The sequence below is a fragment of the Pseudomonas sp. SJZ103 genome, assembly GCF_007828335.1.
Taxonomy (GTDB): Bacteria; Pseudomonadota; Gammaproteobacteria; order Pseudomonadales; family Pseudomonadaceae; genus Aquipseudomonas.
Window position 1 is genome coordinate 146,263 of record NZ_VIUN01000002.1, and the last position, 16,776, is coordinate 163,038.

At 61.7% G+C, this 16,776-nt stretch carries 12 protein-coding genes; 11 read left to right on the forward strand and 1 reads right to left on the reverse strand.

All coding sequences use genetic code 11. The features are described 5' to 3' along the window. Positions 1-141: 141 nt before the first annotated feature. The 3 genes from FBY10_RS05915 (at position 142) to choV (ending at position 3,177) form a co-directional block, all read left to right on the forward strand. Positions 142-1,089 carry a choline ABC transporter substrate-binding protein gene (locus FBY10_RS05915; RefSeq protein ID WP_131699058.1) on the forward strand — a complete coding sequence of 316 codons (948 nt, stop codon included), beginning with the start codon at positions 142-144 and terminating at the stop codon, positions 1,087-1,089. A 67-nt stretch (positions 1,090-1,156) separates the two neighbouring features. Next, positions 1,157-2,002, forward strand: coding sequence for a choline ABC transporter permease subunit (gene choW / locus FBY10_RS05920; RefSeq protein ID WP_015886271.1), 846 nt, complete (start codon positions 1,157-1,159; stop codon positions 2,000-2,002). Continuing rightward, positions 1,999-3,177: a choline ABC transporter ATP-binding protein gene (gene choV, locus FBY10_RS05925; RefSeq protein ID WP_131699057.1), complete on the forward strand. Its 1,179-nt coding sequence runs from the start codon at positions 1,999-2,001 to the stop codon at positions 3,175-3,177. The genes choW and choV overlap by 4 nt, the downstream gene beginning before the upstream one ends. Positions 3,178-3,318: 141 nt before the next feature. Here choV and FBY10_RS05930 read toward each other — a convergent pair whose 3' ends face one another. After that, the gene (locus FBY10_RS05930) at positions 3,319-5,253 is read right to left on the reverse strand and encodes a BCCT family transporter (RefSeq protein ID WP_256663483.1); all 1,935 of its coding nucleotides are present in this window, start codon (positions 5,251-5,253) and stop codon (positions 3,319-3,321) included. A 390-nt stretch (positions 5,254-5,643) separates the two neighbouring features. Between FBY10_RS05930 and betI the strand changes: the two genes are divergently transcribed. From betI to dbpA, 8 genes are all read left to right on the forward strand, one after another. Beyond that, positions 5,644-6,237 (forward strand): transcriptional regulator BetI, encoded by a 594-nt coding sequence (betI, locus tag FBY10_RS05935; RefSeq protein ID WP_053128113.1) that lies wholly within the window; start codon positions 5,644-5,646, stop codon positions 6,235-6,237. A 110-nt stretch (positions 6,238-6,347) separates the two neighbouring features. Further along, positions 6,348-7,820 (forward strand): betaine-aldehyde dehydrogenase, encoded by a 1,473-nt coding sequence (gene betB, locus FBY10_RS05940; protein ID WP_131699055.1) that lies wholly within the window; start codon positions 6,348-6,350, stop codon positions 7,818-7,820. A 142-nt stretch (positions 7,821-7,962) separates the two neighbouring features. Beyond that, positions 7,963-9,666, forward strand: a complete 1,704-nt coding sequence (gene betA / locus FBY10_RS05945) for a choline dehydrogenase (RefSeq protein WP_145336870.1) — start codon at positions 7,963-7,965, stop codon at positions 9,664-9,666. 203 nt (positions 9,667-9,869) lie between these two features. Further along, positions 9,870-11,312, forward strand: coding sequence for a TldD/PmbA family protein (locus FBY10_RS05950; RefSeq protein WP_145336871.1), 1,443 nt, complete (start codon positions 9,870-9,872; stop codon positions 11,310-11,312). Continuing rightward, complete coding sequence (locus FBY10_RS05955) at positions 11,312-12,628, forward strand: TldD/PmbA family protein (RefSeq protein WP_145336872.1); 1,317 nt, start codon at positions 11,312-11,314, stop codon at positions 12,626-12,628. The genes FBY10_RS05950 and FBY10_RS05955 overlap by 1 nt, the downstream gene beginning before the upstream one ends. 225 nt (positions 12,629-12,853) lie before the next feature. Then, positions 12,854-13,744 (forward strand): alpha/beta fold hydrolase, encoded by an 891-nt coding sequence (locus tag FBY10_RS05960; protein WP_145336873.1) that lies wholly within the window; start codon positions 12,854-12,856, stop codon positions 13,742-13,744. Positions 13,745-13,780: 36 nt separating this feature from the next. Then, positions 13,781-15,208, forward strand: coding sequence for a multidrug transporter subunit MdtD (gene mdtD, locus FBY10_RS05965; protein ID WP_131699051.1), 1,428 nt, complete (start codon positions 13,781-13,783; stop codon positions 15,206-15,208). 130 nt (positions 15,209-15,338) lie between these two features. Then, positions 15,339-16,676 (forward strand): ATP-dependent RNA helicase DbpA, encoded by a 1,338-nt coding sequence (gene dbpA, locus FBY10_RS05970; RefSeq protein ID WP_237683213.1) that lies wholly within the window; start codon positions 15,339-15,341, stop codon positions 16,674-16,676. Positions 16,677-16,776 lie beyond the last annotated feature (100 nt).

The following is a 16,776-nucleotide window of genomic DNA, read 5'->3' on the forward strand; positions in this document are numbered from 1 at the left end:
GTAGGCGTCAGATTTTCACTGGTACATGATCAGTCTCGACTCGTTTGCAAGGCACCGTGGCAGAGCTGTTGCCGCACGCTCCAACCGCAACACTTATAAAGCGCGGCAAATGCCGCCAGAAAAACACAGGAGTCTACCCAGATGAAAGGTTCACCCTCGTTGTTGTTGGCCGCCATGCTGAGTCTGCCAGTCATGGCGCACGCCGCAGAACCGGAACAGTGCAAGACCGTCAACTTCTCCGATGTCGGCTGGACCGACATCACTGTCACCACCGCGACCACCAGCGAAATCCTCAAGGGCCTGGGCTACAAGACCAAGACCACGATGATTTCCGTTCCAGTGACCTACAAGTCCCTGGCCGACGGCAAGAACATGGACGTGTTCCTCGGCAACTGGATGCCGACCATGGAAAACGACATCAAGCAGTACCGTGATGCCGGCACCGTGGAAACCGTGCGCGCCAACCTGGAAAACGCCAAGTACACCCTGGCGGTACCCGAGGCGCTGTACAACAAAGGCCTGAAAGACTTCGCCGATATCGCCAAATTCAAGGAAGAGCTGGGCGGCAAGATCTACGGCATCGAGCCGGGTAACGACGGCAACCGCACCATCCAGACCCTGATCGACAAAGACGCCTTCGGCCTCAAGACCGCCGGCTTCAAAGTCGTCGAATCCAGCGAAGCCGGGATGCTCTCCCAGGTGGAACGCGCCACCAGGCGTGACCAGGCCATTGTGTTCCTTGGCTGGGAACCGCACCCGATGAACACCCGCTTCAAGATGAAGTACCTGACCGGGGGTGACGACTCGTTCGGCCCCAACTACGGCCAGGCCACCATCTACACCAACACCCGCAAGGGCTACACCGAGGAATGCAGCAACGTCGGTCAGTTGCTGAAGAACCTAGTGTTCACCTTGAACATGGAAAGCACCCTGATGGGTAATGTCCTGGACGACAAGATGAAGCCCGACGCCGCGGCGAAAGCCTGGCTGAAGAAGAACCCGCAAGTACTCGACACTTGGCTCGCCGGTGTCACCACCGTCGATGGCAAACCAGGCCTGGAAGCCGTCAAAGCGTATCTAAACAAGTAACTGCTGACCCCGGGGCGGTACGCTGCCCCGGGATGTTTTCCCTCTTCGCATGTGGACATTCACTACCATGCTGACTGAACAGAAAATCCCACTAGGCCAGTACATCGCTGCCTTCGTCGAATGGTTGACCCAACACGGCGCCAACTACTTCGACGCAATCGCATCGACACTGGAAACGATGATCCACGGCGTGACGTTTGCGCTGACCTGGTTCAATCCGCTGGCATTGATCGGTCTGATTGCGCTGCTGGCTCACTTTATTCAACGTAAATGGGGACTGACTGTTTTTGTCATCGCCTCTTTCCTGCTGATCCTGAACCTTGGGTACTGGCAGGAAACCATGGAAACCCTCGCCCAGGTGCTGTTCGCCACCCTGGTCTGCGTGGTCATTGGTGTGCCGCTGGGCATTGTTGCCGCGCACAAACCCATGTTCTACACCCTGATGCGGCCGGTGCTCGATCTGATGCAGACCGTACCGACCTTCGTCTACCTCATCCCTACCCTGACCCTCTTCGGGCTGGGTGTGGTGCCTGGTTTGATCTCCACGGTGGTGTTCGCGATTGCCGCGCCCATCCGCCTGACTTACCTGGGTATCCGTGATGTACCGCAAGAGTTGATGGACGCCGGCAAGGCCTTTGGCTGCTCGCGCCGTCAGTTGCTCTCGCGCATTGAACTGCCACACGCCATGCCGAGCATCGCTGCCGGTATTACCCAATGCATCATGCTGTCGTTGTCGATGGTGGTGATCGCCGCCCTGGTGGGCGCCGACGGCCTCGGCAAGCCGGTGGTCAACGCGCTGAACACCGCCGACATCGCCCTGGGCTTTGAAGCCGGCCTGGCGATTGTGCTGCTGGCCATCATGCTCGACCGCATCTGCAAACAACCCGACGCCAAAGTAGGGGGTGATGCATGAGCATTATCCGATTCGACAATGTCGACGTAATTTTCTCCAAAGACCCACGCGAAGCGCTCAAACTGCTGGACCAGGGCATGAGCCGTAACGAAATCCTGAAAAAAACCGGGCAGATCGTCGGCGTTGAAAAAGCCAGCCTGGATGTGGAAAAAGGCGAGATCTGCGTGCTGATGGGCCTGTCGGGCTCCGGCAAGTCGAGCCTGCTGCGCTGCATCAACGGCCTCAATACCGTCAGCCGTGGCCAGCTGTTCGTGGAGCATGAAGGTCGCCAGATCGACATCGCCTCCTGCACCCCCGCCGAGCTGAAAATGATGCGCACCAAGCGCATCGCCATGGTGTTCCAGAAGTTCGCCCTGATGCCCTGGCTGACGGTGCGCGAGAACATCAGCTTTGGTCTGGAAATGCAGGGCCGTCCGGAAAAAGAACGGCGCAAGCTGGTGGATGAAAAACTTGAGCTGGTGGGCCTGACCCAGTGGCGCAACAAGAGGCCGGATGAACTGTCCGGCGGCATGCAACAGCGCGTCGGCCTGGCCCGCGCGTTGGCGATGGACGCCGACATCCTGTTGATGGACGAGCCCTTCTCCGCCCTCGACCCGCTGATCCGCCAAGGCCTGCAGGACGAATTGCTGGAACTGCAAAGCAAGCTGAGCAAGACCATCGTGTTCGTCAGTCACGACCTCGACGAGGCGCTGAAGCTGGGCAGCCGTATCGCGATCATGAAAGACGGCAAGATCATCCAGTACAGCGTGCCGGAAGAGATCGTGCTGAACCCGGCGGACGACTACGTACGCACCTTCGTCGCCCACACCAACCCGCTGAACGTACTGTGCGGCCGCAGCCTGATGCGCACGCTGGACAACTGCAAACGCGTCAACGGTTCGGTGTGCCTGGATCCAGGCGGCGACTCATGGCTGGACCTGGCCGAAGGCAACACCATCCAGGGCGCGCGGCAGAATGGCGTGGTGATGAATTTGCAGAACTGGGCACCGGGGCAACCGGTGGAAGGTTTGGGCCGGGTGCCGACACTGGTGGATTCGAATATCGGCATGCGTGATGCGCTGCAGATTCGTTATCAGACGGGGAACAAGCTGGTGTTGCATGACAACAACCAGGTGGTGGGGATCCTGGGCGACAGCGAGCTCTACCACGCCTTGCTGGGCAAAAACCTGGGCTAGCAGCCATTAGAGAAACTGGGTCAAAAATGTGGGAGGGGGCTTGCTCCCGATAGCGGTGGATCAGTAACAGATGGACTGACTGACACACCGCTATCGGGAGCAAGCCCCCTCCCACATTTAAAGCACCACCAGGCTCAACTATCAGCTATAGACACGGCCAAGGAGCTGCCGATGGCTTTCAAACTGATCGAGCACGTCCCGGGTGATCTGTTCCTGGGCGAAGCCCATCAGGTCGTATTCCTGAGGCCCGTTGTGCAGGTACACCTCGGCACGGTAATAGCGGGTGCGCTCTTCTTCAGGCAAGTCGCTCGGCGCCGACGAGTAGGCATCCAGGCTCACTTCGTAAACAAACGGATTGCCCTCTTCCATCTCGATGCGCACACCGATGCAGCGCTTGGACTTACCCAACAGCGTCTGCACTTCCAACCCTTGCTCACGCAACGCGACCGCCGCCTCTTCCAGCGCCGGCGTGACGTGCTTGTCCATAAAGCGCTGCACAGTGCCCTGGCTCGGTTGCAGGTCGAGTGCCGTCAAACGCTCGCTGAAGCCACGACGCCCGCGTTCAGCCAGTTGCGCCTGCTCCTGTTCGATCGCCACGTCCTGGCGCATCGCCTTGTGCAAACCGAACATAAAGACAATCAGCACCACCGAGAACGGCAGCCCCGCCAGCACCACCATGGTTTGCATGGCTTCGAAGTTGCCGGCAAACAGCAGGCCGATGGTAACCAGGGTGATCACCGCCGACCAGAAGATGCGCAACCAGTGCGGCGCATCTTCATCCACATTGCCGCCCTTGCAGGAAAGGTTGGCCATCATCACCGCGCCGGAATCCGCCGGGGTCAGGAACAACACAAAGCCCACGAAGATCGACACGCCGATGACGATTTTCGACGCTGGGTAATGCTCCAGCAATTGGTAGATAGACATGGACGGTTGTTCCAGCGCCGTCTTGCCCAGCTCCACCGCACCGTGGTTGAGCACCAGGTCCAGCGCCGAGTTACCGAAGATCGACAGCCACGCCAGGGTAAAGCCCAGGGGAATCAGCAGCACGCCGGCCACCAGTTCACGCACCGTGCGGCCACGGGAAATACGCGCGATGAACATGCCCACGAATGGTGCCCAGGAAATCCACCAGGCCCAGTAGAACAGGGTCCACAGGCCCATCCAGCGTTCGGTCTTGTCACCGTCGCCTTCGTACACATAGAGGTCGAAGGTTTTCAGCACGATGCCGTTGAGGTAGTCACCGGTGTTCTGCACCAGGCCGTTGAGCAGGTGCAGGGTCGGGCCGAACAGCAGCACGAAGATCAGCAAACCGCTGAACAGCACGATGTTGAGGTTGGACAGGCGGCGGATGCCGTTCTCCACACCCGACACGGCGGCGATGGTCGCCACGGTGCTCATCACAATGATCACGATCAGCAGGTTGGTGTTGCTGTGCGCCATGCCGAACAGGTTTTCCAGGCCGGACGACACCTGCATCGAACCGATGCCCAGGTTAGTCACCAGGCCCAGCAGGGTCACGAACATGCCGAAACCATCCACCGCGTGACCAGCCGCGCCCTTGACCCAACGCTCACCCACCAGCGGGTACAACGCCGAACGCAAGGCCAGCGGCTGGTTATGCCGGTAGGCGAAGTACGCCACGGCCAGGCCGACCAACGCATAGATCGCCCAGCCATGCAGGCCCCAGTGCAGGAAGGTCAACTGCAGCGCCTGACGTGCCGCGCTGTTGCTGGCGGCGGCGCCTTCCGGCGGGTTGAAGTAGTGATCCAGCGGCTCCGAAGCGCCGAAGTACAGCAGCGAGATGCCGATGCCCGACGAGAACAGCATGCCGGCCCAGGCGCCGTAGCTGAAGTCCGGGGTGTCGTCCTTGCTGCCCAGTTTCAATTTGCCGTAGGACGAAAACGCCAGGCCGACCACAAACACCAGGTAGGCGGCGATGACCACCATGTAGTACCAGCCAAAGCTTTTGGAAAGCCAGGCCTGGGCTACGCCGAGCATGCGCCCGGCCTCCTGCGGGGCGATGATCAGAATGGCGGTCAACAACAGAATCAGCGCGGTGGAGGTGTAGAACACCCAACCGTTGACCCGCACCTTTTCCGGCGGGGTCTTTATAAGAGAGGCAGAACTCATGGCGCAGATGCTCCAGGCAGTGCGAGAGAGAAACACAAGGCAACGGTTATCCCGACCTATCGATTTTTCGGCAGTCGACGGACGGGTGTTATAAAGACACCCCGAAAATCCTTGAGCCCCACCAGGCAGTGGGCAGGCCTTGATACCGCCTGTTTCAAAGGTTTTTGCAGGTGTCAGATGTCGTCGCCCTCAAGTAGGAAATACCTGTAGGCAGCGACCATTTGTCGCAGAGCTTATTCTTTGTTGATTGAACGTTCAATCAAAACAAAATAGACTGGCCTTCAAGTCGACGAACGTTCATCGCCCGTCGGCAGGCCTAAGGAGAGGTGCTAGATGCCCAAGGTCGGTATGCAACCCATACGCCGCCAACAGTTGATCGAAGCCACGCTGACGGCCATCGATCAGGTCGGAATGGGAGATGCCAGCATTGCGCTGATCGCCCGCTTGGCCGGGGTCTCGAACGGCATCATCAGTCACTACTTTCAGGACAAGAACGGCCTGATCGCCGCGACGATGCGGTACTTGATGAATGTGCTGATCGAGAACGTCCACGAACGCAGGCTTGCGCTGAAGGACGACAGCCCACGGGCGCACCTTCGGGTGATCATCGAGGGCAACTTCGACGCCAGCCAGGTCAATGGCCCGGCAATGAAAACCTGGCTGGCCTTCTGGGCCACCAGCATGCATCACCCGTCATTGCACAGGTTGCAGCGGATCAACGATCAACGTCTGTATTCCAACCTGTGCTGCCAGTTCCGCCGAGTGCTGCCGCTACCGCACGCACGCAAAGCAGCCAGAGGCCTGGCGGCCCTGATCGACGGTTTGTGGTTGCGCGGTGCCCTGTCGGGAGACGCTTTCGACACGGCGCAGGCGCAACGGATCGCTTACGAATACATGGATTTCCAATTGGCCAAGCAGGTGAGTTAGAGCCCTTATAAACGCTCAACCCCTGAACGTCCGCCACTCAGTGTTGCCACACCCTTATGGCCCACTGTGTGGCGGGTAACGCCAACCACTTATGCACTTGCGAGGACTTTATGGCCCGTTTCGACCTGCAAAAACTCTACATTGACGGCGGCTACAGCGACGCTGGCAGCGACGCCACCTTCGAAGCCATCAACCCGGCTAACGGTGAAGTTCTCGCCCAAGTGCAACGCGCAACGAAAGAAGACGTTGAACGTGCCGTGGTCAGCGCCGAAAAAGGCCAGAAAATCTGGGCTGCGATGACCGCCATGGAGCGTTCGCGCATCCTGCGTCGTGCCGTCGACATCCTGCGCGAGCGCAACGACGAGCTGGCCGCCCTGGAAACCCTGGACACCGGTAAAGCCTTCTCCGAAACCCAGTACGTCGACATCGTTACCGGCGCTGACGTGCTCGAATACTACGCAGGCCTGGTGCCGGCCATCGAAGGCGAGCAGATCCCACTGCGCGACACTTCCTTCGTCTACACCCGCCGCGAGCCGCTGGGCGTGGTCGCCGGTATCGGCGCCTGGAACTACCCGATCCAGATCGCCCTGTGGAAATCCGCACCGGCCCTGGCCGCGGGTAACGCGATGATCTTCAAGCCAAGCGAAGTCACCTCGCTGACCACCCTGAAACTGGCCGAGATCTACACCGAAGCCGGGGTTCCAGCAGGCGTATTCAACGTCTTGACCGGCAGCGGCCGTGAAGTCGGCACCTGGCTGACCGAGCACCCACGCATCGAGAAAGTCTCGTTCACCGGCGGCACCGACACCGGCAAGAAAGTCATGGCCAGCGCGTCGAGCTCTTCGCTCAAGGAAGTGACCATGGAACTGGGCGGCAAATCGCCGCTGATCGTGTTCGAAGACGCCGACCTGGATCGTGCCGCCGACATCGCGATGATGGCCAACTTCTACAGCTCCGGCCAGGTCTGCACCAACGGCACTCGCGTGTTCGTGCCCAAGCACCTGCAAGCGGCGTTCGAAGCCAAGATCGTTGAGCGTGTTGCCCGTATCCGCGTCGGCGACCCGCAAGACGCCAACACCAACTTCGGTCCGCTGGTCAGCTTCGCCCACATGGAAAGCGTGCTGGGCTACATCGCCAAAGGTAAGGAAGAAGGTGCCCGCGTACTGTGCGGCGGCGACCGCCTGACCGACGGCGATTTCGCCAAAGGCGCCTTCGTGGCCCCGACCGTGTTCACCGACTGCACCGACGAGATGACCATCGTCCGTGAAGAAATCTTCGGCCCGGTGATGAGCATCCTCACCTACGAAACCGAAGAAGAAGTGATCCGCCGCGCCAACGACACCGACTTCGGCCTGGCCGCGGGCCTGGTGACCAAGGACCTGAACCGCGCCCACCGCGTGATTCATCAGCTGGAAGCGGGCATCTGCTGGATCAACGCCTGGGGCGAATCCGACGCGAAGATGCCGGTCGGTGGCTACAAGCAATCCGGTGTGGGCCGTGAGAACGGCATCAGCTCGCTGAACAATTTTACCCGCATCAAATCGGTACAGGTTGAGCTGGGCGACTACGCCTCGGTGTTCTAAGACCCGAGCCTTGCGTTGCCTTTGAGGCCGCCATCGGGGGCGAGCCCCCTCCCACCTTTGACTGTGTAAACCCGGTCAAATGTGGGAGGGGGCTCGCCCCCGATGAGGCCCGACCTGACCACACATCAAAGAGGGTGCATTTATGTCCCAAGAATACGACTACATCATTGTGGGTGCCGGCTCCGCCGGTAACACCCTGGCGACCCGTCTGACCGAAGACGAAGGCGTCACCGTCCTGCTGCTGGAAGCCGGCGGCCCCGACTACCGCCTCGATTTCCGTACCCAAATGCCGGCCGCCCTGGCCTTCCCGCTGCAAGGCCGCCGCTACAACTGGGCCTACGAGACCGATCCGGAGCCACACATGGACGGCCGCCGGATGGAATGCGGTCGCGGCAAGGGCCTGGGTGGCTCTTCGCTGATCAACGGCATGTGCTACATCCGTGGCAACGCCATGGACTACGACAACTGGTCGAAGCTTCCGGGCCTGGAAGACTGGAGCTACCTCGATTGCCTGCCGTATTTCCGCAAGGCCGAAACCCGCGACATCGGCCCGAACGACTGGCACGGCGGCGATGGCCCGGTGAGCGTGACCACGCCTAAAGCGGGCAATAACCCGCTGTTCCACGCCATGGTTGAAGCAGGCGTGCAGGCCGGTTACCCGCGCACCGAAGACTTGAACGGCTACCAGCAGGAAGGCTTCGGCCCGATGGACCGTACCGTCACGCCTAACGGCCGTCGCGCCAGCACCGCGCGCGGTTACCTGGACATAGCCAAGAAGCGCTCCACACTGACCATCGTCACCCACGCCCTCACCGACAAAGTGTTGTTCGAAGGCAAGCGTGCCGTTGGCGTGCGTTACCTGATCGGTGCCGCCGAAGAGCGCGTTGAAGCCCGTGCGCGTAAAGAAGTGCTGGTGTGCAGCGGCGCAATCGCTTCGCCGCAACTGCTGCAACGCTCCGGCGTGGGCCCGGCCAAACTGCTGGAAAGCCTCGACATCCCGGTGGTCCACGACCTGCCTGGCGTCGGCGAAAACCTGCAGGACCACCTTGAGCTGTACCTGCAATATGCGTGCACTCAGCCGGTGTCGCTGTACCCGTCGCTGCTCTGGTACAACCAGCCGGCCATCGGTGCCGAGTGGCTGTTCAACGGCACCGGCATCGGCGCCAGCAACCAGTTCGAAGCGGGCGGTTTTATCCGTACCCGTGAAGAATTCGAATGGCCGAACATCCAGTACCACTTCCTGCCGGTCGCGATTAACTACAACGGCAGCAACGGTGTGAAAGAGCACGGTTTCCAGGCGCACATGGGCTCCATGCGCTCGCCGAGCCGTGGCCGCGTGCAACTGAAGTCGAAGAACCCACGGGACTACCCGAGCATCCTCTTCAACTACATGGCCACCGAGCAGGACTGGCAGGAATTCCGCGACGGCATCCGCCTGACCCGTGAAATCATGCAGCAGCCGGCACTCGATCCCTACCGTGGCCGCGAAATCAGCCCGGGCATCGAGGTGCAAACCGATGAGCAGTTGGACAAGTTCATCCGCGAGCACGCCGAAACCGCGTTCCACCCGTCCTGCTCGTGCAAGATGGGCGACGACGAGATGGCCGTGGTCGATGACGAAGGCCGCGTGCACGGCATGCAGGGTCTGCGCGTAGTCGATGCGTCGATCATGCCGATCATCACCACCGGCAACCTGAACGCGCCGACGATCATGATCGCCGAGAAAATCGCCGACAAGATCCGTGGCCGCCAGCCGCTGCCGCGCAGCACTGCCGACTACTACGTGGCCGGCGATGCGCCGGTGCGTGGCAAGCCGTTGCGTGAAGTGGGGCCGACTGCGCAGTAACTGATTCACTGCGGTGCCTTCATCGGGGGCAAGCCCCCTCCCACATTTGAATGTATTCACAAATCAAGTGTGGGAGGGGGCTTGCCCCCGATAGGGCCCGATCAGGCACTGCAAACCTTGCCTCTACACTTTCCTTGATCAGCCCCCAGCCCAGGCCTACTCTGTTTGCCTGCCCGCGCTGAGCCGCCCACAAGGAAGGCCCCATGTTCGAACACCACGCCACACTCAAAAAGCATTTCAGTGCCCTGCGCACCACCGCCGACTTCTTCTCCCTGCGCTACGTGCGCGAATCCGGCCAGTACCTGTCGGTGCGCAAGAACGTCGCCGAACCGCCCCACCTGAACCACGACGAAGGCGTCATGCTCACCGTGCGTGTCAACGGTGCGGAGGCCTACGCCGCCACCCACGATATTTCCCTTGCCGGCTTGCAAGCCGCTCTTGGACGCGCCGAGCAGCAAGCCCGCCTGATAAAACCGCACGCCCTGCTCGACCTGCGCGACCAACCGGTGTCCAGCGACATCGCCGACTACCTGTCGCCAAACCTCGAGCACGCCTTCCCGTCCCTGAGCGACTGCTATCAACTGCTCGGCGATGAGTCCTCTGCGGTGCCCCAGGACGAGCGCCTGGTGAACTGGGAAGTCAGCCTCGGCCTGACCCATGTCGAGCAGATCTACCTCAACAGTGCCGGCGCCGAACTGCGCCAGGCCCAGCGGTTTGTGTTCCCCGGCGTCAATGTCACGGCCTATGACGGCAACGACAGCCAGTCGCGCACCCTCGGCGGCAGCAACTTCGGCCAGCAAGGCGGGTTTGACGTGATCAGCCGCTTCGGCCTGGTCGGCGCCGCGCCGCGCATTGCCGACGAAGCCCTGCAACTGCTGCTGGCGCCAAATACGCCCCAGGGCCCGCGCGACCTGCTGCTGATGCCCGACCAGATGATCCTGCAGATCCACGAGTCCATCGGCCACCCGCTGGAACTCGACCGCATCCTCGGCGATGAGCGCAATTACGCCGGTACCAGTTTTGTGAAGGCCAGCGACTTCGGGCAGCTGCAATACGGCTCCAAGCTGTTGAACGTGACGTTCGACCCGGACATTCCCGAGCAACTGGCCAGCTACGGCCATGACGACGACGGCACCGCGGCCAGCAAGCAATTCCTGATCCGCGAAGGGCTGCTGCTCAAGCCGCTGGGTGGGGCGTTGTCGCAGTTCCGCTCGGGCATGGGCGGCGTGGCCAACAGCCGCGCCAGCAGCTGGAACCGCCCGCCGATCGACCGCATGGCCAACCTGAATATCGAAGCCGGCGACAAGAGCCTTGCGCAACTGATTGGCGGCATCGAACACGGCATCCTGATGTCGACCAACCGTTCGTGGTCCATCGACGATGCCCGCAACAAGTTCCAGTTCGGCTGCGAGTGGGGCCAGTTGATTGAAAACGGCGAACTCAAGGGCGTGGTGAAAAACCCCAACTACCGGGCGATTTCCGCGCAGTTCTGGCGCAACCTCAGCGCCGTGGGCGACGCCAGCACCTTCAAGGTATTGGGCACGCCGAACTGCGGCAAGGGCGAGCCCAACCAGGTGATCCGCGTCGGCCATGCGTCGCCGGCCTGTGTGTTCAGCAACGTTGACGTATTTGGAGGAGATGCCTGATGAACACCTTCAAGGCATTGGTGCAGTGGCTCAAGCAGGCCATCACCGACAAGGAACAATTCCACTTGGGCTACGCGGCAGAATCGTCCGAGTTCGTGCGCTTCAACCACGCCAAGGTGCGTCAGGCCGGCCAAGTGCAACAGGCCAGCCTCAACCTCAAGCTGATCAACGATGGCCGCCATGCCGACCTCGGCATCACCCTGGCCGGCGAGCCCGAGCTGGATCGCCAGCGCCTCGCCGACGGCCTGCAGCAACTGCGCGAAACCCTGCCGCTGCTGCCGCATGACCCGTACCTGTTGCTCAACCACAACGCCTGGCAAAGCCACAACGAACAGGCCCGCCCCCTGCCCGACCTGGCCCAGGTGCTGGAAGAAATCAGCCAGGCGGCCGATGGCGTCGACCTGGTCGGCTTCTATGCCGCCGGCCCGATCAGCCGGGGCTTTGCCAGTTCGGACGGCGCGTTTGGCTGGCATCAGGCCAATAGCTTCAACTTCGATTTCAGCCTGTTCCACGCCAATGGCGAGGCGGTAAAAGCCAGCTACGCCGGCGACGCCTGGGACAGCGCCGAGTTCGCCCGACGCTTCCAGCTGGCGCGTGAACAGCTGGAATTCCTCGGCCGCCCGCTGCACCCATTGGCGCCCGGACAGTACCGCGCCTACCTCGCCCCGGCGGCATTGGAAGAAATCCTCAGCATCATCACCTGGGGCGGTTTTTCCGCCCAGGCCATCGCCAGCAAAAGCAGCTCGTTGCAACGGCTGTATGCCGGCGAGCAGTCCTTGAGCCCGCTGGTGACGGTGAAAGAACACATCACCGACTCCCTGAGCCAGGCGTTCTCCAGCGAAGGCTACCCGCGCAGTGACGTCACGCTGATCAACGCCGGCCAGGCCGACGGCCAACTGGTGAACTCGCGCAGCGCCGCCGAATATGGCCTCAGCGCCAACGGCGCCAGCGGCGACGAATCACCCAGCGCCTTGCAGATCGCAGCGGGCAACCTGGCCCAGGCCGATATCCTCAAGCAACTGGGCACCGGGCTCTACATCAGCAACCTGTGGTACCTGAACTACTCCGACCTGCCCGCCGCACGCCTGACCGGCATGACGCGCTTCGCCACGTTCTGGGTGGAAGACGGCGAGATCAAGGCGCCGGTCAGCACCATGCGTTTTGATGACAGCGTCTACCAGTTGCTCGGTTCGCAACTGGAAGCGCTGACCGCTGAGCGCGAACTGCTGCTGTCGGCCAGCACCTATAGCCAGCGCAATACCGCCTCCAACCTGTTGCCGGGGGCCTTGGTAAAACGCCTGACCCTGACCCTGTAAATACAACCCCCCTGTGGGAAGGGGCCTTGCCCCCTCCCACATTGTCCTGTGCTGATTTCAGACACCTCGGTTTCGGCCCTTCCTACCGTAAATTCTCTTCCTCCCAGTCTGCACGGGCAGCCTGTTGTCGCCTGTGAAAAACCTCGTTATAACGGTTAGTGGCCCCCCGCCACCCCACCCACGAGAGCATGACCTTGCCCGGGAAGGGCAAGCTGGAGCGTTGACATGAACCATGGAAGTTTTGTCATAGAAAAGCTGTTCAAGCACTACAACGTTCATGTTGAGCAGCTGGGAAACGATTCGGAAAAGAAGACCATCCTGATGGTCAATGGCGCACTGTCCACCACACGTTCATTCGCGCGTACCAGCAAGTGCCTGGCCGAGCATTTCAATGTGCTGTTGTTCGACCTGCCCTTCTCGGGTTATTCCCGCGAACACAACACCGACCTGGACTTGGTGACCAAGGACGACGAGGTGCAAATCCTGCGCGCCCTGGTGGAGCGCTTCCAGGTCAACCATCTGGTCTCGGCCTCCTGGGGCGGTATCTCGACGCTGCTGACCCTGGCGCACAACCCGCCGTCTATCGAAAGCTCGGTGGTGATGGCCCTGGCGCCCAACCTCAACCAGGCAATGCTCGACTATGTAGAGCGCGTGCGTGTGCTGATCGAGGCCGATGACAAATCCGCAGTCGGGCACCTGCTCAACGAGACCGTGGGCAAATACCTGTCGCCCCGGCTCAAGCGCAACAACCACCGGCACCTGTCGAACATGGCCACCACCGAGTACCGCCAGGCGCGCTTTCATATCCACCAGGTGCTGGCATTGGGTGATGGCAACTACTTGCCGGCGCTGCGACAGATCGAAACCCCGGTGCACTTTCTCAATGGTGCGCTGGACGAATACACCCCCGCCGCCGAGGCCCAACTGTTCAAACACTACGTCGACCGCAGCAGCTTTGCCGTGGCCGAACACACCGGGCATTTACTCGACCTGGAGTCCCGCGAGGCGGCTTTGGCGGTGCACCGTGCGTTGTTGGATTTCCTGGTGGGAGAGCACGCGAACTTGTCGGACTTAGACGAACCGCCAGTGGGAAAAGGAGCGACGAATGGCGCATAATCGCCGACACATAGCCGGCTAACAAAAAGGTACCCCATGCCAGATCGTGCCCCTCTCGATGCCAAGACCGCCCGCTGGCTCCCCTGGGTGGTAGCGATTGCCTTCTTCATGCAATCGCTGGATGGGACGATTCTCAACACGGCACTGCCAGCCATGGCCCGAGACCTGGCGGAAAACCCGCTGCGCATGCAAGGGGTGGTGATCGCCTACATGCTCACCGTCGCCTTGCTGATCCCGGCCTCGGGCTGGATCGCCGACCGCTTCGGCACCAAGAAAATCTTCTTCGGCGCGATCATGCTGTTCAGCATCGGCTCCTTGCTGTGCGCGCTGTCCAGCAGCCTGACCATGCTGGTGGGCGCACGGGTCATCCAGGGGCTGGGTGGTGCGCTGATGCTGCCGGTCGGCCGACTCGTGGTTCTACGCGCCTACCCCCGCTCCGAGCTGGTGCGGATCATGGGCTTCATCACCATCCCCGGCCTGCTCGGGCCCTTGCTCGGCCCGACCATGGGCGGCTGGATGGTGCAGTACCTGACGTGGCACTGGATCTTCCTGATCAACCTGCCGGTGGGCATGATCGGTTGCTACGCCGTGTGGAAGTTCATCCCCGACCTGCGCGGCAGCGAACGTACGCGCTTCGATGGCATCGGTTTTCTATTGTTCGGTGCGGCGATGGTGCTGATCACCATTGCCATGGAAGGCTTGGGCGAGCTGCACCTGCCGCACCTGCGGGTGATGTTGCTGCTGTTCGGCGGGTTGGCGTGCCTGGCGGCGTATTGGCTGCGCGCCGGACATATCGATAACCCACTGTTCTCACCGGCGCTGTTCAAGACCCGCACCTTTGCCGTGGGCATCCTCGGCAACCTGTTCGCGCGCCTGGGCAGCGGCGCCTTGCCGTTCCTGGTGCCGTTGCTGCTGCAAGTGGCCCTGGGTTATTCACCGTCCCAGGCCGGCATGAGCATGCTGCCCCTGGCGGCGGCGGCGATGTTCGCCAAGTCGGTGGCGCGCCCGTTGATCGAGCGCCTGGGTTATCGCGTGGTGCTGACCGGCAACACCCTGGCCCTGGGCATCATGCTGGCGAGCATGGGCCTGGTCAGCGAACAGACGCCCTACCCGCTGCTGCTGGCCATGCTGGCGGTGCTGGGGGCGATCAACTCGCTGCAATTTACCGCGATGAACACCGTCACCCTGATCGACCTCGACGACGCCCAGGCCAGCAGCGGCAACAGTTTGCTGTCGGTGGTGGCGCAACTGTCCCTGAGCCTGGGGGTGGCCTGCGCCGGTGCGCTGCTCGGCGGGTTTACCGCCGAAGCGGGCAACGACGGCGTGAGCACGGTGCTCGGCGCGTTCCAGCTGACCTTCCTCACCGTGGGCATCATGGCGATGCTGGCGGCGGCGATCTTCCTGCAACTGTCGCCCCAAGACGGCAAACGGGCGGCCAACCCGGAACAGCATATCGAGCATTAACGGGCGTCTCGTCTAGAACTTGCAGGGAAATTCCCACAGGGCTGGTACACTGCGCGACATTTTGTTTTGCAGAGCCAGTCCCGTGACTACCATCGCCACCGCTTTTAATACTTTGCCCCTGTCCGCCGCCATGCTGGCTAACCTCGACTCGCTGGGTTATGTCGAGATGACGCAGATCCAGGCGCAAAGCTTGCCGGTGATCCTCAAGGGGCTGGACCTGATTGCCCAGGCCAAGACCGGCAGCGGCAAGACCGCTGCGTTCGGCATCGGCCTGCTGAACCCGATCAACCCGCGCTACTTCGGCTGCCAGGCCCTGGTGATGTGCCCGACCCGTGAGCTGGCCGACCAGGTCGCCAAGGAAATCCGCCGCCTGGCCCGCGCCGAAGACAACATCAAGGTCCTGACCCTGTGCGGCGGCGTGTCCCTCGGCCCGCAGATCGCCTCCCTTGAGCACGGCGCCCACGTGATCGTCGGCACCCCGGGCCGTATCCAGCAACACCTGCGCAAAGGTTCGCTGGTGCTGGACGGCTTGAACACCCTGATCCTCGACGAAGCCGACCGCATGCTTGACATGGGCTTCTACGACGCCATCGAAGACATCATCAGCAAGACCCCGCCGCGCCGCCAGACCCTGCTGTTCTCGGCCACCTACCCGGTGAGCATCAAGCAGCTGGCCTCGAAGTTCATGCGCGCGCCGCAGCAAGTGAAAGCCGAAGCGTTCCACTCCGACGACCAGATCGAGCAGCGTTTCTACGAGATCTCCCCGGAAGAGCGCATGGACGCCGTGACCAAGGTGCTGGCGCATTTCCGCCCGGCTTCCTGCGTGGCGTTCTGCTTCACCAAGCAGCAAGTGCAGGAAACCGTGGATCACCTGACGTCCAAGGGCATTTCCGCCGTCGGCCTGCATGGCGACCTGGAACAGCGCGACCGTGACCAGGTGTTGGCGATGTTTGCCAACCGCAGCACCTCGGTGCTGGTGGCCACCGACGTCGCCGCCCGCGGCCTGGACATTGACGCGCTGGACATGGTGATCAACGTCGAACTGGCCCGCGACTCGGAAATCCACATCCACCGCGTGGGCCGTACCGGTCGCGCCGGTGAGACCGGCATCGCTATCAGCCTGGTGGCGCCGTCCGAAGCGCACCGCGCCCAGGCCATCGAGCAACTGCAGAAGTCGCCGCTGAACTGGGACCAACTGGACAACCTCAAGCCGCAAAGCGGTGGTCCGCTGCTGCCGGTGATGAGCACCCTGTGCATCGCCGCCGGCCGTAAAGACAAGGTGCGCCCAGGCGACATCCTCGGCGCATTGACCGGCGACGCCGGCATCCCCGGTGCCCAGGTCGGCAAGATCGCGATCTTCGACTTCCAGGCCTTCGTGGCCGTGGAACGCGGCATCGCCAAGCAGGCGTTGCAGCGTTTGAACGACGGCAAGATCAAAGGCCGTTCGTTGCGTGTGCGGATCCTGTAACACGATCTCCGATCTATATGGAGATCCAATGTGGGAGGGGGCTTGCCCCCGATTGCAGTGTGTCAGTCAGTACATCTGTCACTGATACACCGCCATCGGG

Coding starts and splice junctions, on each gene's coding strand:
- FBY10_RS05955 (WP_145336872.1), top strand. CDS start 11,312: ATGAACACCTTCAAGGCATTGGTGCAGTGGCTCAAGCAGGCCATCACC.
- mdtD (WP_131699051.1), top strand. CDS start 13,781: ATGCCAGATCGTGCCCCTCTCGATGCCAAGACCGCCCGCTGGCTCCCC.
- dbpA (WP_237683213.1), top strand. CDS start 15,339: ATGCTGGCTAACCTCGACTCGCTGGGTTATGTCGAGATGACGCAGATC.
- FBY10_RS05960 (WP_145336873.1), top strand. CDS start 12,854: ATGAACCATGGAAGTTTTGTCATAGAAAAGCTGTTCAAGCACTACAAC.
- FBY10_RS05950 (WP_145336871.1), top strand. CDS start 9,870: ATGTTCGAACACCACGCCACACTCAAAAAGCATTTCAGTGCCCTGCGC.
- FBY10_RS05915 (WP_131699058.1), top strand. CDS start 142: ATGAAAGGTTCACCCTCGTTGTTGTTGGCCGCCATGCTGAGTCTGCCA.
- betA (WP_145336870.1), top strand. CDS start 7,963: ATGTCCCAAGAATACGACTACATCATTGTGGGTGCCGGCTCCGCCGGT.
- choV (WP_131699057.1), top strand. CDS start 1,999: ATGAGCATTATCCGATTCGACAATGTCGACGTAATTTTCTCCAAAGAC.
- betB (WP_131699055.1), top strand. CDS start 6,348: ATGGCCCGTTTCGACCTGCAAAAACTCTACATTGACGGCGGCTACAGC.
- choW (WP_015886271.1), top strand. CDS start 1,157: ATGCTGACTGAACAGAAAATCCCACTAGGCCAGTACATCGCTGCCTTC.
- betI (WP_053128113.1), top strand. CDS start 5,644: ATGCCCAAGGTCGGTATGCAACCCATACGCCGCCAACAGTTGATCGAA.